Genomic DNA, 21,632 nt, shown 5'->3' with positions numbered 1-21,632 from the left:
CCGCATCCCCTGGAAGGCCGCCGGCAGGCCCCTGGCAGGCCCCGGGGAGGCCGCCGGCGCACCCCGGGGCGGCCGAGGGAGGCCGCGGAGGCCGCTAGAAGGCCGCCCGCACCTGCCCGACCGGGGCACCGCCGCCCAGCAGCGGGGCCGCCCCGATCCGCTCGACGGTCTCGTCCGCGCCGGTCACCCCGAGCCGGCGCAGCGCGGCCGCCAGCACCGGGCCGCGGGCCCGCTCGCCGCCGTCGTCGATCTTGAAGGCGAGCGCCCGCCCGTCCGGCAGCGCCACCACCTGGACGGCCTCGGCGCCCATCTTGGACAGCGCGCCGGGGACGGCCCGCATCAGCCAGGTGTCGGCCCGGCGGGTGCCGGCCACGTACTCGGGGTGGGCGCGCATCGCGTCGGCCACCCGGCGGGGCGCCGTGCCCTCGGCGGCCAGCACCAGGCCGCGGTAGCCGCGTGCCAGGCCGGTCAGCGTGACGGCCAGCAGCGGCGCGCCGCAGCCGTCCACCCCGGCGTGCGTGGCGGTCTCGCCGGTGCCCTCCTCCAGGGCCTCGCGGGCCAGCCGCTGGATCGGGTGCCCGGGGTCGAGGTAGCTCGCGGTGTCCCAGCCGTTGGCGACGCAGGCGGCCAGCCAGCCGGCGTGCTTGCCGGAGCAGTCCATCAGGACGGGGGCGCGGCGGCCGCCGGAACCGAGCAGCAGTTCCGCCTCGGTCTCGTCGAGCGGGAGGTCGGCCGGGGTGCGCAGGGCGGACTCGTCGAGCCCCGCGGAGCTCAGGATGGTCCGGACACCGTCGAGGTGAAACGATTCCGCGGAGTGGCTGGAGGCGGCCAGCGCCAGCAGTTCGCCCTCGATCGCCAGCCCGGCCCGCAGCGTGGCCACCGCCTGGAACGGCTTGGCGGTCGACCGGGGGAAGACCGGCGCGTCGGGGTCGCCGAGCGCGAACTCCACCGAGCCGTCGGCGGCGAGCAGCACCAGGGAGCCGTGGTGGCGGCCCTCGGTGAAGCCCGAGCGTATGACCTCGGCGAGGACGACGGGCGGGGTGGCGGACTGGGACATGGCGGGAGCCTTCCGGGGTGAGGGTGGACCGGGGGGCGAGCCGGGCCCCGCCCGCCCGTGGTACCTCACCCGGTCAGAGCGGCCCCCCTGCGAGCAGGTCCTCGACCCGTGCTTCCCCATCACGGTACCTGCGGGTGATCTCCGCGCTGCAACCGTCGGCCGTCCGCAGCAGCCGCTGCCGCCGCCCGGACACCTCGCGCTCGTGCGCGCGCAGCCGCTCCAGCGCGGCCAGCAGCTCCTCCGCCGGGTGCGCGGCCAGGTCGGCGAGCTGGACGTCCCCCATCAGTTCGGCCGCCTCCAGCTGGGACTCGTGGCCGCGCGGCGGCCCGAGCGTGACGTGCCGGGCCGAGCGCCGCACGGTGGAGGGCGCGTCGGTCAGGATGGCCGGGAGGCGGTCCAGCAGGTCGCCGGGGGGCCCGTCGGCGCCGCCCGCCCCCGCCGGCCCGGCCGCCCGGACCGGACCGCCGGGCCGGCGGTCGAGTTCGGCGCGCAGGATGTCCATCCGCCCGTGCAGCAGCCGCCGCAGGTAGGAGAGGTCGGCCTCCTGCTCCAGGGTCTCCCGGCGCAGGATCCGCAGCTGGTCCAGGCCCAGCCGCTCCAGATCGGGCTCTATCGCCGTGCCCAGGGCCCCGGCGCCCCCGGCGACCTCCGCCACGTGCCCGGACCGGTCCCACGCCGCGCTGCTCGCGTCCATCAACCAACCCACCTGCCGTCGTCCGATCCCGCCCGCTCGCGGCACTGCGTCCCTGCCGCCGGTCCGGCCCGTCCCCCGACGGGCTCACGCGTCCCGTCCGTTGGCACGCCCGGCCGCCCCCGAAGGTTCCGGTTCCCGGCCGGAACCACCCACCGGGGCGATGCCGCCAGAACGCCTGACCTACGGGCTCGACCGCCCGGCCGAGCCCGGCCCGGTGCGGCGGACCATATGGCGCGCCGGGCCCTCCGTACGGTCCACCAGCGTGCCACCCCGCCCGGCGCGGGCGCACCGCCCGTGCACCCGAACGGCCCCCTGGCGAACGGGGGTGGCTGATATGACCGGACCTTTCCGCAGGAAGAGCGGCGCCCGACCCCGCGCAGGCGCGCACCACCCAGCGTGCACCACCTGTACACGCGCCCCTCCCGCACGCCCCGGATGCCCGTCGGGCACGGCGCCGGGTGCCCGTCGGGCACGCCCCGGGCCTCCGGCACAATGGCGGCATGCGAGCAGTGGTGCAGCGAGTGACCGAGGCCAGAGTGACCGTGGCCGGAGAGACCGTCGGCGCGATCGAGGGGCCCGGACTCTGCGTCCTGGTCGGCGTCACCCACGAGGACACCCCGGCCAAGGCCGCCCAGCTGGCCCGCAAGCTGTGGACGCTGCGGCTGCTGCCCGCCGACGACGAGGGCGTCGAGCAGTCCTGCTCCGACCTCGGGGCCCCGCTGCTGGTGATCAGCCAGTTCACCCTCTACGGCGACGCCCGCAAGGGCCGCCGCCCGACCTGGAACGCCGCCGCCCCCGGCCCGGTCGCCGAGCCCCTGGTGGACGAGGTGGTCGCCCGACTGCGCGCGCTCGGCGCCAAGGTGGAGACGGGCCGGTTCGGCGCCGACATGCAGGTGGCGCTGGTGAACGACGGCCCGTTCACCGTCCTCGTGGAGGTCTGACCGCAGCCGGGCGCACGGGCTACTGCGGGACGATCACGTCCTGGGTGCCCGGCACCGTCCCGGCCAGCAGCACCGCGTCCACCGGGACGTTCCGCTTGACGATCGCCAGCGCGATCGGCCCCAGCTCGTGGTGGCGGGCCGAGGAGGTGACGAAGCCGAGCGGGCGCCCGTCCGGCTCCGCGGCCAGCCGCACCTGCGTCCCGTGCGGGGGCAACGTCTCCTCGGTGCCGTCCAGGTGCAGGAAGACCAGGCGGCGCGGCGGCCGGCCCAGGTTGTGCACCCGGGCGACGGTCTCCTGTCCGCGGTAGCAGCCCTTCTGCAGGTGGACGGCGGTGCGCAGCCAGTCCACCTCGTGCGGGATGGTCCGGTGGTCGGTCTCGAAGCCCAGCCGCGGCCGGTGGCCCTCGATCCGCAGCGCCTCGTACGCCCAGACCCCCGCCGCCGGGCCGTACCCGGCGGTCAGCTTCGCCAGCTCGGCGCGCGGCACGAACAGGTCGCGCCCGTACGGGAGTTCGCGCACCGCCGCGGCGCCCTCGACGGAGGCGGTGGAGCCCGCCGGCAGGTGCACCACGGCGTACTCGGCGGTCGCGTCGGCGACCTCCACCCGGTAGAAGAACTTCATGCTCTCCAGGTAGCCCAGCAGCGCCTCCTGGGTGCCCGGCTCGACGTGCGCCCAGGTGGTGGTGCCGTCGTCGACCAGGTAGAGCGCGTGCTCGACGTGCCCGTTCGGGGAGAGCACCAGCGCCTCGGTGGCCTCCTGCGGCGCCAGCGCGCTGACGTGCTGGGTGAGCAGCAGGTGCAGCCAGGCCAGGCGGTCCTGGCCGGTGACGGTGAGCACGCCGCGGTGCGAGAGGTCCACGAAGCCCGTGCCCCGCGCGAGGTTGCGTTGCTCGCGGAAGATGTCGCCGTAGTGGGCGGCGACGCCCTCGTCGGCGCCTTCGGCGGGGACGGCTCCGGGCAGGCTCAGCAGCGGGCTCTTCATACCGGCCAGCTTACGACCGGCCGTCCGCGAGCTTGGCGGTGCAGTCGGCGCAGCGGCCGAAGATGGCGAAGTGCTTGAGGTCGGTGTCGAAGCCGTGCTGTTCGCGCAGGCTGCGGATCAGCGGCTCGGCGATCTCGGTGCCGGTCTCGGAGACCTTGTCGCAGTCCCGGCAGACCAGGTGCAGGTGGTGGTGGCGGCCGGCCAGGTGGTAGGTCGGGGCGCCGTGGCCGAGGTGGGCGTGCGAGACCAGGCCGAGTTCCTCCAGCAGCTCCAGGGTCCGGTAGACGGTGGAGATGTTGACGCCGCTGGCGGTCTGCCGGACGTGGCAGAGGATCTCGTCGGGGGTGGCGTGGTCGAGGCGGTCGACGGCTTCGAGTACGAGCTGCCGCTGCGGGGTCAGCCGGTAGCCGCGTTCGCGCAGGTCGGCCTTCCAGTCGCCGGAGAGCTGCCAGTCGGTGGTGCCGGTGTCCGCCACGGTGCTGTCCCTGCCAAGGTCGGGGGTCCTGAGGCAAGTGTAGGGACCGGCCGGCGGCCGGTCCCTACCTCACGCGAAAGCCGTACCGCTCAGCGGAGCGCCGGGCTCACTTGAAGAACGCGATGCCGTCGTCCGGCAGGTCGTTGATGTCCTTGATCAGCTGGGCCGGGCTGAGCACCTTCTTCAGCTGGGCCGACATGTACGGGCGCAGCGGCACGTTCGGGGCAGCCTTCTCGCCGACCCAGAGCAGCTCCTCGTTGACGAAGCCGTACAGCCGCTTGCCGCCCGAGTACTCCGGCGAGCCCTCGATCCGGGCGACCGCGTCCGTGGAGACGTCGATCTGCGGCTTGCCGTCGGCCAGCTCGCCGTACCAGATCTCCACGGTGCCGTCGTCGCGGACGGACGAGATCTCGATCCCGCGGACGCCGCTGGTGCCGTCGTGGTTGCTGGTGATGCGCCAGAACGCGTGCTCGTTCTCCAGCGGGCGGACCTTCTCGCCCTCGTTGTCCAGCACCCAGGTGCGGGAGCGGAACTCCAGGAAGGGCCGGCCGTCGTGCCGGATCACGATCTCCTGGCCGAAGTTGCACTTCTCGGTGCCAGGGCCCTCTTCATCTGGCAACGGGGCATAGACGCCCGCGCCCTCCCAGGTGCCGAGGAGGAAGGCGAGCGGGACGACGTCCTTGTGGAGGTCAGAGGGGATCTCGATCATGTTCCTGGTCGCTGTCGTCGTCGGTGTGGGCTGCCTCAACCGTACGGCAGGATCAGCGCTGGCCCTGGTAGAGCTTCATCACCGAGAAGATGGCGAACCAGGTGATCAGCACGGCTATGAGGGCCAGCAGACCGTCGAAGAAGATTTCCAGACCGGACACGGGTGGCTCCCAGGCGGCGACAGTGTGGTGGATTTTGCTGCCGCTCACTCTATCCGCCGGTCATCGACCGGTCGCGGTGAGCCCCACCACGTCATCGTTCGCGCCGATTCTCCTCCGCCGTCCAAGGTTTCCCCAAGGGATCCCGGGATGACGGCGAGCGGGGGCCGCGAGCCCTCTAAGGTGGCGCCATGTCGAAGAAACTCGTCATCAAGGTCACCGCCGGGGCCGATGCGCCGGAGCGGTGTTCGCAGGCGTTCACCGTCGCGGCGGTGGCCGTCGCCAGCGGGATCGAGGTCTCGCTCTGGCTGACCGGGGAGTCCTCCTGGTTCGCCCTGCCGGGGCGGGCGGCGGAGTTCGAACTGCCGCACGCGGCACCGCTTCCGGACCTGCTGGAGGCGATCCTCGCGAGCGGCTCGGTGACGCTGTGCACCCAGTGTGCGGCCCGCCGGGGGATCGTGCAGCAGGACACCGTCGAGGGCGTCCGGATCGCGGGCGCGCAGGTCTTCGTCAGCGAGATCATGGCGGACAACGTCCAGGCACTCGTCTACTGACGGCTACGGGTGCTCCTCGTGGTCGGGGCGGTCCCGGTCGTGGCCGGGCTCGTCCCACTTCGGATCGTCCCAGCGCGGGTCGTTCCACCAGTCGTCGTCCGGGTCCCGCTTGTTGGCGAACACGGCGGCGGCCGGCGGGATCACCATCGCGACCACGCACATGCCGATGGCGGCGGGCACGGAGAAGAACCTCACCACGCCCCAGGCCAGCACGAACAGGCCCAGGCAGACGCCCATCAGGGCGAAGTAGTAATGCCGCCGCCGCCTTGTCTGCACGTCTCCACGGTACGACCGAGGGCCCTGCCGCGGCAGGGCCCTCGGTGTACTCCGCCCGTGGATCAGGCGGATCGGGTAGTTCGGGTGGCTCAGGTGGAACGGGCGGATCGGGTACCGATCAGACCGCGATCGCGACCTCGACGGCGGTGCCCTGGGAGGCCACCACCTGACGGTCCACGGTCTGGCCCGGCACCAGCGCGCGCAGGGTCCACTTGCCCGGGCGGGCGAAGAACCGGAACTGGCCGGTCGCCGAGGTGGGCACCTCGGCCGTGAACTCGCCCCCCTCGTCGAGCAGCCGGACGTAGCCGTTGACCGGCTCACCGTCGCGGGTCACCGAACCCTGGATGATCGTCTCGTTCGCCACGTCAACTCCTGCCAGGTCCGGGCCGCCGGCCTTCGCACCGCACATGTCTTGTCTTCCCTTCTGACGACGGTCGAGCCGCGGGCTCAGTTGCTGCCGAGCTCGATCGGCACGCCGACGAGGCTGCCGTACTCGGTCCACGAACCGTCGTAGTTCTTGACGTTCTCCTGGCCGAGCAGCTCGTGCAGGACGAACCAGGTGAGCGCGGAGCGCTCGCCGATGCGGCAGTAGGCGATGGTGTCCTTCGCCAGGTCGATGCCCTCGGCCTCGTACAGCGCCTTGAGCTCGTCGTCGCTCTTGAAGGTGCCGTCGTCGTTGGCGTTCTTGGCCCACGGGATGTTGCGGGCGCTCGGCACGTGGCCGGGGCGCTGCGACTGCTCCTGCGGGAGGTGCGCCGGGGCGAGCAGCTTGCCGGAGAACTCGTCGGGCGAACGGACGTCGACCAGGTTGAGCTGGCCGATGGCCGCGAGCACGTCGTCGCGGAAGGCGCGGATCGAGGAATCGGCGGCCTGCGCCCGGTACTCGGTGGCCTCGCGGGCCGGCACCTCGGCGACCAGGTCGCGGGAGTCCAGCTCCCACTTCTTGCGGCCGCCGTCCAGCAGGCGGACGTCACCGTGGCCGTACAGCTTGAAGTACCAGTAGGCGTACGAGGCGAACCAGTTGTTGTTGCCGCCGTAGAGCACGACGGTGTCGTCGTTGGCGATGCCCTTGGCGCTGAGCAGCGCGTCGAAGCCGGCCTGGTCGATGAAGTCGCGGCGGACCGGGTCCTGGAGGTCCTGCTTCCAGTCGATCCGGACGGCGTTGCGGATGTGGTTCTTGTCGTACGCGGAGGTGTCCTCGTCGACCTCGACGATGACGACCTTCGGGTCGTCCAGGTGGGCCTGGACCCAGTCGGCGTCGACCAGGACGTCGCTGCGGCTCATGGTGGTGTTCTCCATCCGAGGGCGGTGTGCGGAAGGTTCTGCTCGGGAGGTGCTGCTGGGTGCCCGGGCGACTGCGGTCCGAATTCCTGTCCGAATACTGGGACGGGGGTGGCGGTCCGGGCCGACCGGCGGGGAGCTGCGGGGTGCGGCGGCGACGGCCGGCCGGGGTGGCCGGGCAAGGTCACCGGGAAAATCGGCGGCGGGCTTCAACTGCCCAGCCAAAACGCCGAGTTAGCGCATTCGACACAGACAGGCGGCCACGCGGCACAGGTCGACCGCCCGCCGCTTCGTGAGATCCGTCTGTCGCTTCATGTCGACGATGCTAGGGACACCGGAGGCCCGCTGTCATCAGCGTACCGAATGTCGAGACTGAATAGCCCGAATACCGAGATTTGACCCTTTCATGGCCTGCGGGGCCGCCGTCCCGCCCGAGGCCGGCGGCCCCGGGCGGCCCACAACGGGCGGAAACGACACCGCTCCGCGAGAGGCACCGGACGGCGCGTCTCGCGGAGCGGAACGCAGGAGACGGAAGAAATGGAAGGAACGGAGGGAGGGAGCGGGGGGGGAGGGAACGGGGGGAGGGAACGGCACGGGAGCGGAAGTGACCGGCCGGTCAGCCCAGCAGGTTGACGCCCTTGCCCTCGAAGGTCAGCTGCAGGCCCTCCGGCAGCGGCGTCGCCCCGTCCTTGTCGGCCAGTTTCAGCCCGGCCGGGAGCGAGTCGAGGGTGAAGCTCATCGGCTTCAGCCGCTGGTCGGTGACCCCGGCGAACATCCCGGCCAGCGCGCTGAGCTGGAAGCCGTCCGCGGTGACGGTGCTCCCGCTGCTGTGCACCGAGCCCTCGCCGACCGCGACCGGCCCCAGCGCGGCCTTGATCTTGCCCGGCCCGCCGTACGACAGGGCCAGCCGGGTGTTGCCGCCCACCGGCAGCTTGCCCGCCCCCGACATCAGCTGGGAGGCCGGCGGCAGCAGCTGCGCGAGGTCCGCGTACGAGATCAGGCCGCTGCCGGTGCCGCTGTCCACCGTGGCGCTCCTCAGGCTGTCGCTCACCGTGACGCCGGACAGCCGGGCCTTGAAGGAGCGCAGCGCCACCTGGCGGCCGCCGTCACCGACGGTCAGGCCGTCGGAGGAGATCCGGACGTCGTCCAGCTTCATCGACAGCGCCTGGGTGAGGAACGGGAAGCCCTCGATCGAGATGTCCGGCCGCTGGCTCATCCGGCCGCTGCTCACCATCCGGTCGGCGGCCTGGTCCTCGGCCACCCCGACCGCGATCCGGTCGGCACCGACCAGCAGGCCGGAGAGCACCACCAGGCCGATCGTCGCCTTCAGCCATCCGCGCATCGCACTCCCCGTCGTCGCCGGTCGCCGTCGTCGTTCGCTGTCCTCGTCCGGTGTTCCTCGCCCGGCGTTCCCTGCCCGGCGTTCCATGGCGGCCCCGGCCAAGGCCGTTCCCGCCCGACCGTACGACGTCCCGCCCCGGAGCATGGTTCCGGAGCGGGACTCGCCGTCGTCGGCCGGGTGTCAGCCGGCCAGCAGGTCCGTGGCGATCCAGATCAGCGGCGAGGCCACCGCCAGCGGCAGCGCCACGCCCGCCGTCATGTGCACGAACCGGGACGGGAAGTCGTACGCCGCGACCCGTCGGCCGACCAGCGCACCCAGCCCCGCCAGCACCCCCAGCGCCGGCGGCGCGCCCACCAGCAGACCCAGCAGCACCGCCGCCGCCAGGCCCAGCACCGGGCCCAGCAGCTTCGGGCCGGGCAACGGCGCCGCCGCCAGCACGGTGGCCAGCGCGACCGCGCCCACCCCGGCCGGCACCCAGTCGGCCACCAGCAGCGAGGTGCACAGCGCCGTCACCACCGTGGCCGAGCCGAGCACCGTCAGCGCGTAGAACCGCTCCTTCGGGTCCGAGGGACGGAACGTCTGCAGCACCAGGACCAGCAGGAAGAACCCGCCCAGCGTGCCGACCACCGCCGCCACGCTGCCCTCGGAGTCCGCCAGCAGCACCGCCGCGTCCGCGGTCAGCCCGGCCAGCGCGGCGAGCGCGATGCCCTGGCGGGCCGGCCACATCCCGTTCAGCCGGAACCAGCCGGCCGCCGTCAGCACCTGGAGCAGCGCCACCACCAGTGCCAGCGCCACCTGCCCGAGCGCGGCGCCGCCGGCCAGCAGCGCGGCCACGCCGGCGGTGATCAGCGCGGGCTGAAGGCCCGGATCGATGATCGGCGAACCGGTCCGGCCGCGCGGGCCGGCGGGCGGTGCCACCGGCGCGGGCCGCGCCGGGACGGCCGCGTACGGCGGCGCGGCCGGGGCGCCCGCCGGGCCGCCGGGGGCGACCGGGCGCTTGAGCGTCATGGTCGGCGAGTCGAGGGCGGGCGCTCCCTGCCCCTGCTGCGGGGGCGCCGTCGGCGGGGCCGCCTGCCGCGGGACCGGTGCCGGAGCGGCGTGCCGGGCCTGCGGCGGCGCGGCATGCCGTGCCGCCGGCGGCGGCGGGGCGGGCGTCCAGGCCGGCGGAGCGGTCGGCATCGCGCCGGACACGACCACCGGCGGCAGCAGCGTCGTCGCGGCCGCGTCGTCCATCGGGGGCACGGGCGGCAGCAGCGTGGTGGCCGCGTCGTCCATCGGCGGCACGGGCGGCAGCAGCGTGGTCGCCGTGGCGTCGTCCAGCGCGGGGACGGGCGGCAGCAGCGTGGTCGCCGCGTCATCCATCGGCGGCTGACCGTACCCCGGGTAGCCGTACGGCGGCTGCTGCCCCGGCTGCGGCGCCTGGGCCTGCGGGTACGGCGGCTGCGGGTACGGGGGGTGGGGCTGCTGCTGCGGATGCCGGTAGGGCGGCTGGGGCGGCGGGGACTGCTGCGGCCACTCGCCGTAGCCGCCCTGGTTCGCGTTGTTCATGTCCGTCACGCCGCTCAGCCTCCCGCGAACGGGGGCAGCACCTCGACCGTGCCGCCCTCGGTGAGGGGCACGGCCGTGTGGTCCCGGCCGCCGACCTGGGAGCCGTCGACCAGGTAGGAGCAGTGCCCGAGCAACTGGACGAGCTTCGGCCGGTCCGCGTGCCGCCGCCTGGCCTGTGCCAGCGCGTCCGCCAGGGTCACCGCCTCGTACGGCTCCTCGGCCAGCCCGGCCTCGGACTTCGCGGCCGCCCAGTAGCGGATCGTCCCGCGCACCCGGGCGCCGCTCGCGGGCTCCGTGGTCGCACCCATCGGGCCACCCCTTCTCGTCGTCCTCGCCCGGCCCCGGTGCCCCGGTCCGGCTCGCCACCGGGCCGCCCGACCACCCGAAAGATGGACTCGCACGGCGCCGCCGATGTGCGTCCCATGATGGCGTGTCCGCCGCCACGAGGGGCAATCGCCCTGGCCGAGGGGGCCCGGAGGACGGCTCGAAGCTGTGTCCAGGCTCACCCGGCGCGCGCCCGGATTGGGCGAACCGCCGGATTCGAGCCCTCCCGGCGCGGAGGGCCGTCGGCTATTCTCGACGTCCAAGAGGGATCCGGGCAGAGTCGCCCCCGGGTCCTTTTGTGCTTTCAGGACGCCAGTACGGACATTCTTGCGATTCGTCGGCCCACCCCCGGCGCGTCGCGGGAACCGCCCCGCCCCACGCGGCACGACGACGTGCCCCGGCCGGCCGGGGTGTCCACCCGGCACCCGGGCCGCCGCCCGGGACCGGAACAAACCGGAGGGTTCGCGGGATGAACAGGGCAGAAACGGTGCGCCAGGGGTTGCGGGACCCTCGGCGCGTGCGCCGTCGCGTCCTGCGCACCGGCCGGTCCTCCGGCGCTCCTCGGGCGTCCGTCCTCCTCCCCCCGCCCTCAGCACGTGCGCCATCCGGCTGTGGCGGCAGCCGTAACGCGACCGCGACGACCCGGAAAGGGGACTACCGGGTATGAGTTCTCTCCTCCTCCTCACCAACGCTCTGCAACCCTCCGCGGAGGTGCTGCCGGCCCTCGGCCTGCTGCTGCACAACGTCCGGGTGGCCCCCGCCGAGGGATCCGCCCTGGTGGACACCCCCAGTGCGGACGTCATCCTGGTCGACGGCCGGCGCGACCTGCCGCAGATCCGTAGCCTCTGCCAGCTGCTGCGCTCCACCGGCATCGGCTGCCCGCTGATCCTGGTGGTGACCGAGGGCGGCCTCGCCGCCGTCACCGCCGAGTGGGGCATCGACGACGTCCTGCTGGACACCGCCGGCCCGGCCGAGGTCGAGGCCCGGCTGCGGCTCGCACTCGGCCGGCTCCACATCAGCACCGACGACAGCCCGATGGAGATCCGCAACGGCGACCTCTCGGTCGACGAGGCCACCTACTCCGCCAAGCTCAAGGGCCGGGCGCTCGACCTCACCTTCAAGGAGTTCGAGCTGATCAAGTACCTCGCCCAGCACCCCGGCCGGGTCTTCACCCGGGTCCAGCTGCTGCAGGAGGTCTGGGGCTACGACTACTTCGGCGGTACCCGGACGGTGGACGTGCACGTCCGACGGCTGCGCGCCAAGCTCGGCGTCGAGCACGAGCAGCTGATCGGCACCGTGCGCAACGTCGGCTACCGCTTCGTCGTCCCGGAGAAGCCGGAGAAGGGCGAGCGCCCGGAGCTCGCCCAGCGCCCCTCGGCGCCGCTGGAGGCCTGACCGGCGGCCGGGCGGGCCGACCCCGCCCGGCTTGTCCGGTTCGTTCCCCCGGCACCTGCCGAAAGCCCTGCCGGAAAGCCCCAGGTCCCACTGCCGACGCGCACGCCACACGCGTAGACTCCCCCCGTGGCCAAAGTGACGCGCGACGATGTAGCCCGGCTGGCTGGTACCTCGACCGCGGTCGTCAGCTACGTCATCAACAACGGGCCGCGCCCGGTCGCGCCCGCGACCCGGGAGAAGGTCCTCGCCGCGATCGAGCAGCTCGGCTACCGGCCGAACAGCGTCGCCCAGGCGATGGCCTCCCGCCGGACCAACCTGATCGGCATGGTCGTCCCGGACGCCCGCCAGCCCTTCTTCGCCGAGATGGCGCACGCCGTGGAACGGGCCGCCTCCGAGCGCGGCAAGCTCGTGCTGATCGGCAACTCCGACTACGTGGACGACCGCGAGGTGCACTACGTCCGGGCCTTCCTCGGCATGCGCGTCTCCGGCCTGATCCTGGTCAGCCAGGGCCCCTCGCAGCGTGCCGCCGAGGAGTTCGCCGCGATGGAGGGCGCCAAGGTCGTGCTGCTGCACCGCCGCCCCGAGGCGATCGACGACGTCGCGGTGGTCACCGACGACGTGGGCGGCGCCGAGGCCGTCGTCCGCCACCTGCTGGAGGTGCACGGGCACCCGTACGTGGCCTGCTTCGGCGGCCCGGTCGAGTCCCCCGCCCCCGGCGACCCGGTCATCGACCACGTCGAGGGCTGGCAGCGCGCCATGGACGCGCACGGCCTGCCCACCGAGCCCCACCTGATCGACGCGCCCTTCCACCGCTACGGCGCGTACGAGGTCGCGCTCGGGGTACTGCGCTCGCCGGACCGGCCGCGGGCGATCTTCTGCTCCACCGACGACCAGGCGATCGGCGTGCTGCGGGCCGCCCGCGAGGTCGGCCTGAAGGTCCCGGAGGACCTCGCGGTGGCCGGCTTCGACGACGTCCCCGAGGCCGCGCTCGCCGACCCGCCGCTGACCACCGTCGCCTCCGACCGCGACGCGATGGCCCGGGCCGCCGTGGACCTGGTGCTCGACGACTCGCTGATGGTGCCCGGATCGGACACCGAGCGGGTCCGCAAGTTCCCGTCCCGCCTGGTGATCCGGCGCTCCTGCGGCTGCGGCGGCGCCGCGGCGGTCCCGACCGGGGAAGCGGAGTAGCGCACTCCGCTCCACCCGCCGCCGCACACCGCCTGACCAGGCTTTATGAGAACCCAACGGGCTTCTCGGACCCTTCTGAGCCGGTTCTCATGCCATCCTCATCCACCAGGCGGACTTTGGTCTGCATGAGCGAACAGCAGCAGCACCACGACGAGCAGTACGGCCCGTACGAGCCCCGCGTGGTCGAGGGCACCGTCCTCGGCAGCAGCGCCGCCACGACCGCCTACGGGTACCGCGAGGACCACTCGGCCGGCGGCTTCGACTCCCCGCCCCCGCCCATGCCCCCCGAGCCGCCCACCGCCGGCCGGCCCGGCGGCCACGGCGGCCACGGCAACCGCACCCGGCGCGGCCTGCTGCGCGGGCGGCTCGCCCTGGTCACCGCCGTCGCCGCGGTCGCCGCCGTCATCGGCGGCGTCACCGGCGGGTTCGTCGCCGCCGAGCAGCACGGCTCCGCCACCCGCACCAGCACCGTCGCCAGCCCCGTCTCCGCCCGCTCCGACGGCGGAGCCGACGTGCCGGCCATCGCCGCCGCCGTCTCGCCGAGCGTCGTCCAGATCACCGTCAAGAACGGCAACGGCACCGCCACCGGCACCGGCGTCATCCTCGACACCAGCGGACGGATCCTCACCAACTACCACGTGATCGACACCGCCGCCGACGGCGGCCAGATCACCGTCACCTTCAAGGACGGCTCCACCGCCGCGGCCACCGTCACCGGCACCGACAAGTCCCTCGACGTCGCCGTGATCACCGCCGGCGGCGGCAAGAACCTCACCCCCGCCACCCTCGGCGACTCCTCCGGCGTGGCCGTCGGCGACCCCGTCGTCGCCATCGGCAACCCCGACGGCCTCACCGGCACCGTCACCTCCGGCATCATCAGCGCCGAGAACCGCGACGTCACCGTCCAGCTCGACGAGGGCACCACCAGCAGCAACGGCGGCTTCGGCTTCCCCAGCCTGCCCGGCCTGCCCAACCTGCCCGGAACGCGCGGCAACCTCCCGCAGCAGAACAGCGGCAGCACCACCACCTACAAGGCCTTCCAGACCGACGCCGCCCTCAACCCCGGCAACTCCGGCGGCCCGCTCATCAACGCCAACGGCCAGGTCATCGGCATCAACTCGGCGATGTACGCCCCCAGCGGCGCCAGCTCCACCGCCGGCGGCGGCGGCAGCAGCGCCGGCAGCGTCGGCCTCGGCTTCGCCATCCCGATCAACGACATCAAGCAGGTTCTGCCGAAACTGGAGGCCGGCCAGAACCTGTAAGACGGACAATTACCCCCGGTACTCCCAGCAGGCCCTCCACCCGACGAGAAAGGGCAGCAGCCCATGACCCCGTCCGCCGACGACCGCACCCCCGCCGAGGCCGGCCACCCCTCCGCCCGGCTCCTCGTGGTCGACGACGAACCCGCCCTCCGGGACGCCCTGGAGAGCAGCCTCGCCTTCGAGGGCTACGAGGTCGCCACCGCCACCGACGGCTACGAGGCCCTGGAATCCGTCGAACGCGACCGGCCCGACCTCGTCCTGCTGGACATCATGATGCCCCGGATGGACGGCCTCACCGCCGTCCGCCGGATGCGCTCCCGCGGCGACACCGTCCCCGTCCTGATGCTCACCGCCCGCGACGCCGTCGGCGACCGCGTCACCGGCCTGGACGTCGGCGCCGACGACTACCTCGCCAAGCCCTTCGAACTCGACGAACTGCTCGCCCGCGTCCGCGCCCTGCTGCGCCGCAACGCCCTCGCCACCGAGGCCGCCGCCCGCGCCGCCGCCGAGGACGAGAGCGAGGTGCTGGCCTTCGGCGACCTGCGGATGAACACCGCCACCCGCGAGGTCACCCGCGCCGGCAAGCCCGTCGAACTCACCCGCACCGAGTTCATGCTGCTGGAGATGTTCCTCTCCCACCCCCGCCAGGTCCTCACCCGCGAACAGATCCTCAAGGCCGTCTGGGGCTTCGACTTCGAACCCTCCTCCAACTCCCTGGACGTCTACGTGATGTACCTGCGCCGCAAGACCGAGCAGGGCGGCATGCCCCGCCTCATCCAGACCGTACGCGGCGTCGGCTACGCCCTGCGCCCGGCCGCCGGCGCCACCACGTGACCTCCCCCACGCCCTACCCGCCCCCGCCACTGGCTCCACCCGGCGCCCCCCGCCGCCGGCGCCTCACCCACTGGCTCCGCTCCCGCTCCCTCCGCAGCCGCCTCACCTTCCTGAGCGCGGCCGCGGTCGCGGTGGCCATCGCCCTGTCGGCGCTGGCCTGCTGGTTCATCGTGGAACAGCGGATGTACGGGCTGATCCGCAGCGACCTCCAGAACATCCGGGTCCAGCTCCCCCCGATCAACATCAGCGACTGCGCGGCGACCCCCCAGGCCGCCCTCCGGAACCTCCAGGGCAACGTCCGGCAGCCCCCGGTCGGAGCCTCCGTCCCCCGGGACACCCAGTACGTCCTGCTCGGCCCGGCCCGGCCCCCGCTGGTCTGCCTGCCGATGAGCGCCAGCAAGGCGATCCTGGTCCAGACGGACGACAGCAAGGTCCTGAACCTCAAGCCCGGCCAGTCGATCATCCGGGACGGCCACTACACCAACGGCAAGCCCGCCATGGTCCTGGTGACCAGCGCCCCCTCGGAGGTCCTCGGCTATCCGACCGCACTGGTGCTGGTCGCCACCTCCACGCAGGCCGCCGAGGAATCTCTCCGGCAACTCGCCTTCATCCTCGGCGGCGTGGCCCTCGGCGGGATCATCCTCGCCGCCATCGCCGGCCGCGTGGTCGCCCGGTCCGCGCTCAAGCCCGTCGACCAACTCACCGACGCCGTCGAGCACATCGCCCGCACCGAGGAGGTCGGCACCACCATCCCCGTCCAGGGGGACGACGAGATCGCCCGGCTCTCCACCTCCTTCAACTCGATGAGCACCGCCCTCGCCAACTCCCGCGAGCGGCAGACCCGGCTGATCGCCGACGCCGGGCACGAGCTGCGCACCCCGCTCACCTCGCTGCGCACCAACGTCGACCTGCTGATCCGCAGCAACGACACGGGCCGCCCGCTGCCCGCCGCGACCAAGACCAAGCTGCTGGGCAACATGAAGGCGCAGATGCAGGAGCTCACCGTCCTGATCGGGGACCTGCTCCAGCTGTCCCGCCCGGACTCCCCCAAGCCGGTCCACAACCCCACCGTGGTGGCCCTGCACGAGATCGCCGGACGGGCGGTCGAGCGGGCGAAGCTGCGCGGCCCGGGGCTGGTCTTCGAGACCGCGACCGACCCCTGGTTCGTGCACGGCGACGCCCCCGGGCTCGAACGCGCGGTGATCAACCTGCTGGACAACGCGGTCAAGTACAGCCCGCCCGGCGGCACCATCGAAGTCCGGCTCCAGCAGGGCGTGTTGACCGTCCGCGACCACGGCCCCGGCATTCCGCCGGAGGAACTGCAGTACGTGTTCGACCGGTTCTGGCGTTCGCCGTCCTCGCGGCAGCTGCCCGGCTCCGGCCTGGGCCTGTCGATCGTCGCGCAGAGCGTCCGGGAGGCGGGCGGCGAGGTGTCGCTGGGCCCGGCCGGGGACGGCGGCCCGGGCGCGCTGGCGACCGTCCGGCTGCCCGGCGGCCCCACCCCCGAATAGGGCGGGACCGCGGACAACGCAGGACGGGCGGGGCGCCCCGACAGCGCCCCGCCCGTCCCGTACCGGCTCACGGTCAGTCGATGTCGACGCCCGGGCCGATGACCTTGATCCGGTCCTGCGCCGGGGCCTTCAGCGGCGAGGCCGCCGAGCTGTGGGCGCCCAGGTAGGCCGCGAAGACGTCCAGGTCGGAGGCGCCGACGAGCTTGTCGGTGCCGGCCGCGAAGGCCGGGAAGCCGTCGCCGCCGCCGGCCAGGAACTCGTTGGCCGCGACCCGGTACTTGGCGGCCGGGTCGATCGGAGCGCCGTTCAGCCGGATCGAGTCGACGACCACCCGGTCCGCGCCGGTCTTGCGCATGTCCAGGGTGTAGCGCAGGCCCGAGGACGCCTGGAGGATCTTCGGCGCGGCCTCGTTGGAGCCGCTGACCTGCTGCTGGAGCAGCTGCACCAGCTGGGCGCCGGTCAGTGTCTTGACCTGCATCATGTTGGTGAACGGCTGGACGGTGAACGCCTCGCCGTAGGTCACCACGCCGTCGCCCTCGGCGCCGGAGGCCTTGTAGACCAGGTCGGCGCGGATGCCGCCGGGGTTCATGAAGGCGATCTGCGCCCCGCCCTTGGCGGCCGGGGCGAGCCCCTCCACCTGCGCGTCGGCGATCAGGTCGCCGAGCGGCTTCTCCAGGTCGCTGTTGCCGCGGCCGTTGATGTCCGAGGCGATGTAGCCGATCGGCCGGTTGGCGATCGGGGCGGCCAGCTTGGAGTAGTGGTCGACCAGCGCCGTCATGTCGGGCGCCTTCTCGACGGTGCGGCGCACCACGTGGTTCTCGGCCTTGACCGTCGGGCGCACGATCTCGCCGGTGGTCTTGTCCAGCTTCATGTCGATCTCGGTGTACAGCCGGCCGAAGGAGGCGGCGCTGGTGACCGAGCGCGGGACGCCGTTGGGGTCGGGGATGGTGCAGGCGTACGCGTTGTGGGTGTGGCCGGTGACGATGGCGCCGATCGACGGGTCGAGCTTCTTGGAGATGTCGACGATCGGACCGGAGATGCCCTGGCCGGCCGGGCCGCAGTCGTAGTTGTAGACGCTGCTGGCCGGGTAGCCGCCCTCGTGGATCAGCGCGACGATCGAGTTGACGCCCTTGGCCTTGAGCTCGGCGGCGTACTTGTTGATCGTGGTGACCTCGTTGGCGAACTTCAGGCCCTTGACGCCCTCGGCGGTCACGATGTTCGGCGTGCCCTCCAGGGTGACGCCGATGAAGCCGACCTTCACGCCCTGGGACTTGGTCACCCAGTAGGGGGCCAGCAGCGGCTTGCCGGTCTTCTCGTCGGTGACGTTGGCCGACAGGTAGTTGAAGTTGGCGCCCTTGAACGTGCGGCCGGGCTCGTAGCAGCCGTCGACCGGGTGGCAGCCGCCGTCCTGCATGCGCCGCAGTTCCTGCGCGCCCTCGTCGAACTCGTGGTTGCCGACCGAGGTGACGTCCAGGCCGAGCTTGTCCATCGCCTCGATGGTCGGCTCGTCGTGGAAGAGCGCCGAGGTGAGCGGGCTGGCGCCGATGATGTCGCCGGCCGCGACGGTGATCGAGTCGTCGGCCGGGATCCGCGCCTTGCGCAGCTCGGTGGCCAGGTACTCGATGCCACCGGCCGGGGTCGAGACCTCCTTGCCGGTGGCCGGGTCGATCTCCCGGATGGTGCCGGACGAGCCGGCCGGGGGCTCCAGGTTGCCGTGGAAGTCGTTGATCGCCAGCAGTTGGAGGTTGACGGTCTTGTGACGCTTGGCGTTGGCGTCGGCGGCCTGCGCGGCCGTCGGCACGGCCACCGTGCCGAACAGACCTGCGGCGGCGACGACGGCGAGCGCCGCGCGTCGGGATCTGACGGTGAGCATGAGGGTCCCCTGCACCTTGGAGGAGCGCCCGCTGTGGACTGGACCGGGCGTCTGAGCGATGTGTTGCGCCTGTGAAGCCTAGAGTCAACGCGCGTAGCTGTCAGGATGTCGAACGTAACGAGAGGATTACCTCCTGACGAACCGTCGCCGTCCGACCAGGGCCGCTGCCCCCGTCCGAGCCTCCCGGCGCCGCCTGTCCGAGCCTCCCGGCGCCGCCCTGCAGAGCCGCCCGGACCCCCGCCGGCCGCTCAGACTCCCGGCTCGGCCGCCAACTGCCGCTCGGCCCGGTCCCGTTCGGCCACCGCGTCCTCGGTCATCGCACGGTCGGTGTACACCAGCGGCCGCTCGGCCTCGGTGATGATGTGCTTGACCACCTGGACGTTGCCGTTGACGTCCCAGACCGCGATGCCCGGCGACAGGGTGGGGATGATCTCCACCGCCCAGCGCGGCAGGCCCAGCACCCGGCCGGTGGCCCGCGCCTCCTCCGCCTTCTGCATGTAGATCGTCCGGGTGGAGGCCATCTTCAGGATCGCCGACGCCTCCTTGGCCGCCGCGCCGTCCACCACGTCCGACAGGTGGTGCACCACCGCGACGAAGGAGAGCCCGAGCCGGCGGCCGAACTTCAGCAGCCGCTGGAACAGCTGCGCCACGAAGGGGCTGTTGATGATGTGCCAGGCCTCCTCGACCAGGAAGATGCGCTTCTTCCGGTCCGGCCGGATCCAGGTGTGCTCCAGCCACACGCCGACGATCGCCATCAGGATCGGCATCGCGATCGAGTTCCGGTCGATGTGCGAGAGGTCGAAGACGATCAGCGGCGCGTCCAGGTCGATGCCGTCGGTGGTCGACCCGTCGAACATGCCGCGCAGGTCGCCGTCGACCAGCCGGTCCAGCACCAGCGCCACGTCCAGGCCCCAGGACTGCACCTCGTCCACCGCCACGCCCAGCGACTCCACCGAGGACAGCTCGGGGCTGCGCAGGGTGTCGATGATGTCGTCGAGCACCGGCTGGCGGTCCGTCACCGTCGCCACCACATGGGCGTGCGCGGCCTTCAGCGCGAACCCGGCCCGCTCCTCCAGGCCCCGCCCCATCGCCACCTCGACGATGGTGCGCAGCAGCGACAGCTGGCCGGTCTGGGTGATCGCCGGGTCCAGCGGGTTGAGCTTCACCCCGCCGTCCCGGGCGGCCATCGGGTCGAGCCGGATCGACTTTATGCCCAGCGCGTTGGCGATCAGGTTCCACTCGCCGACGCCGTCCTCGCCCTGCGCGTCGAGCACCACGACCTGCCGGTCGCGGAACCTCAACTGCCGCAGCACGTACGTCTTCTCCAGCGCCGACTTGCCGTTGCCGGACTCGCCGAGCACCAGCCAGTGCGGGGCCGGCAGCTGCTGCCCGTACAGCTGGAAGGGGTCGTAGACGTACCCCTTGCCGCTGTACACCTCACGGCCGATGATCACGCCCGAGTCGCCCAGCCCCGGCGCGGCGGTGGGCAGGTAGACCGCCTGCGCCTGGCCGGTGGAGGTGCGCACCGGCAGCCGGGTGGTCTCCACCTTGCCGAACATCAGGCTGGTGAACGCCTCGGAGAGGTTGCCGAGCGCCATGTACGGCCTCCTGGTCTGGTCGACGGGCGGTGGTGGAGCGGTGCGAACCGGGTGTCAGCGGCGGATGCCGGTCGCGAACGGCAGGGTGTTGACGAAGGCCCGGTGGTGCTCGCGGTCGCACCACTCCAGCTTGAGGTAGCTCTTGCCGGCCGAGGCCCGGATGGTGCGCTTGTCCCGGGCCAGCGCGTCGGGGTTGCGCGAGGACACCGTGATGTAGCCGACCAGGTTCACGCCGGCCGCGCCGGAGGCCAGGTCGTCGCCGCGCTGGTCCACCCGGCCGGTGTGGGCCAGGTCGCGCGGGTCGACCGTCCGGTTCATCTTGGCCGCGCGGCTGGCCTCCGCCTCGTCGTTGGTCTTCTCGGTCAGCATCCGCTCGATCGCGACGTCGGTGGGCTCCAGGTCCATCGTCACCGCGACCGTCCGGATCACGTCCGGGGTGTGCACCAGCAGCGGCGCCAGGAAGTTGACCCCCACCGGAGTCAGCGGCCACTCCTTGATCCACGCGGTGGCGTGGCACCACGGCTCCCGGGTCGCCGACTCGCGGGTCTTCGCCTCCAGGTACTGCGGGTTGGTCGCGTCCAGTTCGGCCGGCCAGGCGTTGCGCCGGGACATCGCCTGGATGTGGTCGATCGGGTGGTCCGGGTCGTACATCGAGTGCAGCAGCGAGGAGAGCCGGGCCTGCCCCAGCGGCTGGCGCACCCGGATGTCCGCCTCCGCCAGCCGGGCGCAGATGTCGGTGAGCTCGCGCGCCATCACGGCCGCCAGCCCCTCGTCGTCCCGGGCCCGCCGACCGGTCGCCGTACGGCCCATCGCGTGCGCCTCGGCCGCCAGGTCGCGGGTGTAGTGCATGCACGCGACCAGGTACGCCCGGTGCTGCTCCGAGGAGGTCGACACCATCGACTGCAACTGGTCGTACGAGTCCTGCAGCCAGCGCGGCGCGTCGTGGTCCCCGCGCCGCTCGACGTCCTTGGCGTGCGCGTCCGGGTCGGCCGGCAGCGTCCGGGCCAGGATCTGCAACCGGGTCACGAAGCCGTCCCCGTTGGCGACGTGCTTCAGCAGCGTGCCGAACCGGTCGACCAGCGCCTCCTGGTCCTCCGAGTCGCGCAGGCCTACACCCGGGCCCTCGATCTCGATCGCGGCCGTCACCGTCCGCCGCTCCAGGTGCATCAGCACCCCGACCTCGTCCGGCCCGAACGGCGCGGTCAGCCAGCGCAGCCGCCCCACCCCGGGCGGCGGGCCGACCTCCACCTCGCGGCCGTCCATCCGGGTCCCGGCGTCCATCACGTCCGAGCGCCACACCGACCGGCCGCTCCGCACCGTCCGGCGGTAGGTGCGGTTGATCTCCGCCCACTTGTAGAACGTCCGCCTGCGGTACGGCACGTACACCGCCGCGATGGCCACCATCGGCAGGCCGATCAGGCCGCCGATCCGCAGCGGCAGGATCGGCATCAGCAGGCCCCAGAGCATGCCGAGGAACGCCCCGAAGATGATCAGGACGATCTCGCCGGACTCCCGGTTGCGGCCGATCGGCGCGTTCGGGCGGGCCTTGCCGATCAGGTAGGTGCGGCGCTGGTGCACGTACGGCTGGGCGTACTGGGCTCCGTACTGGCCGAGCGGTTCACTGCTCACTT

22 protein-coding genes are annotated in these 21,632 nt (G+C 72.9%); 7 read left to right on the top strand and 15 right to left on the bottom strand.

All coding sequences use genetic code 11. The features are described from left to right. Positions 1–94: 94 nt before the first annotated feature. The gene (locus AC07BF_RS28535; protein WP_363586565.1) at positions 95–1,057 is read right to left on the bottom strand and encodes an asparaginase; all 963 of its coding nucleotides are present in this window, start codon (positions 1,055–1,057) and stop codon (positions 95–97) included. A gap of 73 nt (positions 1,058–1,130) precedes the next feature. Continuing rightward, complete coding sequence (locus tag AC07BF_RS28530) at positions 1,131–1,751, bottom strand: RsiG family protein (RefSeq protein ID WP_363632086.1); 621 nt, start codon at positions 1,749–1,751, stop codon at positions 1,131–1,133. A gap of 500 nt (positions 1,752–2,251) precedes the next feature. Between AC07BF_RS28530 and dtd the strand changes: the two genes are divergently transcribed. After that, positions 2,252–2,692, top strand: coding sequence for a D-aminoacyl-tRNA deacylase (dtd, locus tag AC07BF_RS28525; RefSeq protein ID WP_363586563.1), 441 nt, complete (start codon positions 2,252–2,254; stop codon positions 2,690–2,692). A gap of 19 nt (positions 2,693–2,711) precedes the next feature. On the opposite strand, the gene ygfZ is transcribed toward dtd, so the two are convergent. The 3 genes from ygfZ to AC07BF_RS28510 all read right to left on the bottom strand — a co-directional run bounded on the left by ygfZ (position 2,712) and on the right by AC07BF_RS28510 (position 4,858). Continuing rightward, on the bottom strand, positions 2,712–3,674 hold the full coding sequence (gene ygfZ, locus AC07BF_RS28520; protein ID WP_363586562.1) for a CAF17-like 4Fe-4S cluster assembly/insertion protein YgfZ: 963 nt from the start codon (positions 3,672–3,674) through the stop codon (positions 2,712–2,714). Positions 3,675–3,684: 10 nt separating this feature from the next. Continuing rightward, positions 3,685–4,149, bottom strand: a complete 465-nt coding sequence (locus AC07BF_RS28515) for a Fur family transcriptional regulator (protein WP_363586561.1) — start codon at positions 4,147–4,149, stop codon at positions 3,685–3,687. Between the two features lie 106 nt (positions 4,150–4,255). Further along, positions 4,256–4,858, bottom strand: coding sequence for a heme-binding beta-barrel domain-containing protein (locus tag AC07BF_RS28510; protein ID WP_350885173.1), 603 nt, complete (start codon positions 4,856–4,858; stop codon positions 4,256–4,258). 348 nt (positions 4,859–5,206) lie between these two features. Between AC07BF_RS28510 and AC07BF_RS28505 the strand changes: the two genes are divergently transcribed. Beyond that, the gene (locus tag AC07BF_RS28505) at positions 5,207–5,569 is read left to right on the top strand and encodes a DsrE family protein (RefSeq protein WP_063348267.1); all 363 of its coding nucleotides are present in this window, start codon (positions 5,207–5,209) and stop codon (positions 5,567–5,569) included. Between the two features lie 3 nt (positions 5,570–5,572). On the opposite strand, the gene AC07BF_RS28500 is transcribed toward AC07BF_RS28505, so the two are convergent. From AC07BF_RS28500 to AC07BF_RS28470, 7 genes are all read right to left on the bottom strand, one after another. Beyond that, complete coding sequence (locus AC07BF_RS28500) at positions 5,573–5,845, bottom strand: DUF3099 domain-containing protein (protein WP_350885170.1); 273 nt, start codon at positions 5,843–5,845, stop codon at positions 5,573–5,575. 118 nt (positions 5,846–5,963) lie between these two features. After that, a complete protein-coding gene (locus AC07BF_RS28495; protein ID WP_030059605.1) occupies positions 5,964–6,254 on the bottom strand; it encodes a DUF1416 domain-containing protein in 291 nt (96 codons plus the stop codon). 38 nt (positions 6,255–6,292) lie between these two features. Further along, positions 6,293–7,129 carry a sulfurtransferase gene (locus tag AC07BF_RS28490; protein WP_063351213.1) on the bottom strand — a complete coding sequence of 279 codons (837 nt, stop codon included), beginning with the start codon at positions 7,127–7,129 and terminating at the stop codon, positions 6,293–6,295. A 231-nt stretch (positions 7,130–7,360) separates the two neighbouring features. Continuing rightward, positions 7,361–7,441: an Ms5788A family Cys-rich leader peptide gene (locus tag AC07BF_RS28485; RefSeq protein WP_350517234.1), complete on the bottom strand. Its 81-nt coding sequence runs from the start codon at positions 7,439–7,441 to the stop codon at positions 7,361–7,363. 301 nt (positions 7,442–7,742) lie between these two features. Further along, the gene (locus tag AC07BF_RS28480; RefSeq protein WP_363586559.1) at positions 7,743–8,468 is read right to left on the bottom strand and encodes an LmeA family phospholipid-binding protein; all 726 of its coding nucleotides are present in this window, start codon (positions 8,466–8,468) and stop codon (positions 7,743–7,745) included. Between the two features lie 180 nt (positions 8,469–8,648). Next, positions 8,649–10,025 carry a hypothetical protein gene (locus AC07BF_RS28475; protein WP_363632083.1) on the bottom strand — a complete coding sequence of 459 codons (1,377 nt, stop codon included), beginning with the start codon at positions 10,023–10,025 and terminating at the stop codon, positions 8,649–8,651. 5 nt (positions 10,026–10,030) lie between these two features. Next, positions 10,031–10,324, bottom strand: coding sequence for a MoaD/ThiS family protein (locus AC07BF_RS28470; RefSeq protein WP_478334099.1), 294 nt, complete (start codon positions 10,322–10,324; stop codon positions 10,031–10,033). 679 nt (positions 10,325–11,003) lie between these two features. Here AC07BF_RS28470 and AC07BF_RS28465 point away from each other — a divergent pair. The 5 genes from AC07BF_RS28465 (at position 11,004) to AC07BF_RS28445 (ending at position 16,530) form a co-directional block, all read left to right on the top strand. Then, the gene (locus tag AC07BF_RS28465) at positions 11,004–11,735 is read left to right on the top strand and encodes a response regulator transcription factor (protein ID WP_478334098.1); all 732 of its coding nucleotides are present in this window, start codon (positions 11,004–11,006) and stop codon (positions 11,733–11,735) included. 126 nt (positions 11,736–11,861) lie between these two features. Continuing rightward, positions 11,862–12,923, top strand: a complete 1,062-nt coding sequence (locus AC07BF_RS28460) for a LacI family DNA-binding transcriptional regulator (RefSeq protein WP_363632082.1) — start codon at positions 11,862–11,864, stop codon at positions 12,921–12,923. A 125-nt stretch (positions 12,924–13,048) separates the two neighbouring features. Next, positions 13,049–14,185 (top strand): S1C family serine protease, encoded by a 1,137-nt coding sequence (locus tag AC07BF_RS28455; RefSeq protein ID WP_400808931.1) that lies wholly within the window; start codon positions 13,049–13,051, stop codon positions 14,183–14,185. A gap of 63 nt (positions 14,186–14,248) precedes the next feature. Then, the gene (locus AC07BF_RS28450) at positions 14,249–15,019 is read left to right on the top strand and encodes a response regulator transcription factor (protein ID WP_363586554.1); all 771 of its coding nucleotides are present in this window, start codon (positions 14,249–14,251) and stop codon (positions 15,017–15,019) included. Then, positions 15,016–16,530, top strand: coding sequence for a sensor histidine kinase (locus AC07BF_RS28445; protein ID WP_363586553.1), 1,515 nt, complete (start codon positions 15,016–15,018; stop codon positions 16,528–16,530). The genes AC07BF_RS28450 and AC07BF_RS28445 overlap by 4 nt, the downstream gene beginning before the upstream one ends. Positions 16,531–16,603: 73 nt before the next feature. Here the strand turns inward: AC07BF_RS28445 and AC07BF_RS28440 are convergent, their stop codons facing one another. The 3 genes from AC07BF_RS28440 to AC07BF_RS28430 form a co-directional block, all read right to left on the bottom strand. Then, positions 16,604–18,403: a bifunctional metallophosphatase/5'-nucleotidase gene (locus AC07BF_RS28440; RefSeq protein ID WP_363624999.1), complete on the bottom strand. Its 1,800-nt coding sequence runs from the start codon at positions 18,401–18,403 to the stop codon at positions 16,604–16,606. A 248-nt stretch (positions 18,404–18,651) separates the two neighbouring features. Then, positions 18,652–20,001: an ATP-binding protein gene (locus AC07BF_RS28435; RefSeq protein ID WP_363586551.1), complete on the bottom strand. Its 1,350-nt coding sequence runs from the start codon at positions 19,999–20,001 to the stop codon at positions 18,652–18,654. A 54-nt stretch (positions 20,002–20,055) separates the two neighbouring features. Next, entirely contained in the window at positions 20,056–21,630 is a 1,575-nt protein-coding gene (locus AC07BF_RS28430; RefSeq protein ID WP_350885148.1) for an SCO6880 family protein, read from the bottom strand. Positions 21,631–21,632 lie beyond the last annotated feature (2 nt).

It is taken from the genome of Kitasatospora sp. NPDC043950, from assembly GCF_056435345.1.
The sequence above is the reverse complement of the archived record's forward strand: the minus strand, read 5'-3'. Positions and strand labels throughout refer to the sequence as shown.

What these genes read in the sequence shown, in the direction of transcription:
- AC07BF_RS28450 (WP_363586554.1), top strand. Translation starts at nt 14,249, where the DNA reads ATGACCCCGTCCGCCGACGACCGCACCCCCGCCGAGGCCGGCCACCCC.
- AC07BF_RS28510 (WP_350885173.1), bottom strand. Translation starts at nt 4,858, where the DNA reads ATGATCGAGATCCCCTCTGACCTCCACAAGGACGTCGTCCCGCTCGCC.
- AC07BF_RS28535 (WP_363586565.1), bottom strand. Translation starts at nt 1,057, where the DNA reads ATGTCCCAGTCCGCCACCCCGCCCGTCGTCCTCGCCGAGGTCATACGC.
- AC07BF_RS28440 (WP_363624999.1), bottom strand. Translation starts at nt 18,403, where the DNA reads ATGCTCACCGTCAGATCCCGACGCGCGGCGCTCGCCGTCGTCGCCGCC.
- ygfZ (WP_363586562.1), bottom strand. Translation starts at nt 3,674, where the DNA reads ATGAAGAGCCCGCTGCTGAGCCTGCCCGGAGCCGTCCCCGCCGAAGGC.
- AC07BF_RS28465 (WP_478334098.1), top strand. Translation starts at nt 11,004, where the DNA reads ATGAGTTCTCTCCTCCTCCTCACCAACGCTCTGCAACCCTCCGCGGAG.
- dtd (WP_363586563.1), top strand. Translation starts at nt 2,252, where the DNA reads ATGCGAGCAGTGGTGCAGCGAGTGACCGAGGCCAGAGTGACCGTGGCC.
- AC07BF_RS28490 (WP_063351213.1), bottom strand. Translation starts at nt 7,129, where the DNA reads ATGAGCCGCAGCGACGTCCTGGTCGACGCCGACTGGGTCCAGGCCCAC.
- AC07BF_RS28485 (WP_350517234.1), bottom strand. Translation starts at nt 7,441, where the DNA reads ATGAAGCGACAGACGGATCTCACGAAGCGGCGGGCGGTCGACCTGTGC.
- AC07BF_RS28455 (WP_400808931.1), top strand. Translation starts at nt 13,049, where the DNA reads ATGAGCGAACAGCAGCAGCACCACGACGAGCAGTACGGCCCGTACGAG.
- AC07BF_RS28505 (WP_063348267.1), top strand. Translation starts at nt 5,207, where the DNA reads ATGTCGAAGAAACTCGTCATCAAGGTCACCGCCGGGGCCGATGCGCCG.
- AC07BF_RS28470 (WP_478334099.1), bottom strand. Translation starts at nt 10,324, where the DNA reads ATGGGTGCGACCACGGAGCCCGCGAGCGGCGCCCGGGTGCGCGGGACG.
- AC07BF_RS28480 (WP_363586559.1), bottom strand. Translation starts at nt 8,468, where the DNA reads ATGCGCGGATGGCTGAAGGCGACGATCGGCCTGGTGGTGCTCTCCGGC.
- AC07BF_RS28495 (WP_030059605.1), bottom strand. Translation starts at nt 6,254, where the DNA reads ATGTGCGGTGCGAAGGCCGGCGGCCCGGACCTGGCAGGAGTTGACGTG.
- AC07BF_RS28530 (WP_363632086.1), bottom strand. Translation starts at nt 1,751, where the DNA reads ATGGACGCGAGCAGCGCGGCGTGGGACCGGTCCGGGCACGTGGCGGAG.
- AC07BF_RS28435 (WP_363586551.1), bottom strand. Translation starts at nt 20,001, where the DNA reads ATGGCGCTCGGCAACCTCTCCGAGGCGTTCACCAGCCTGATGTTCGGC.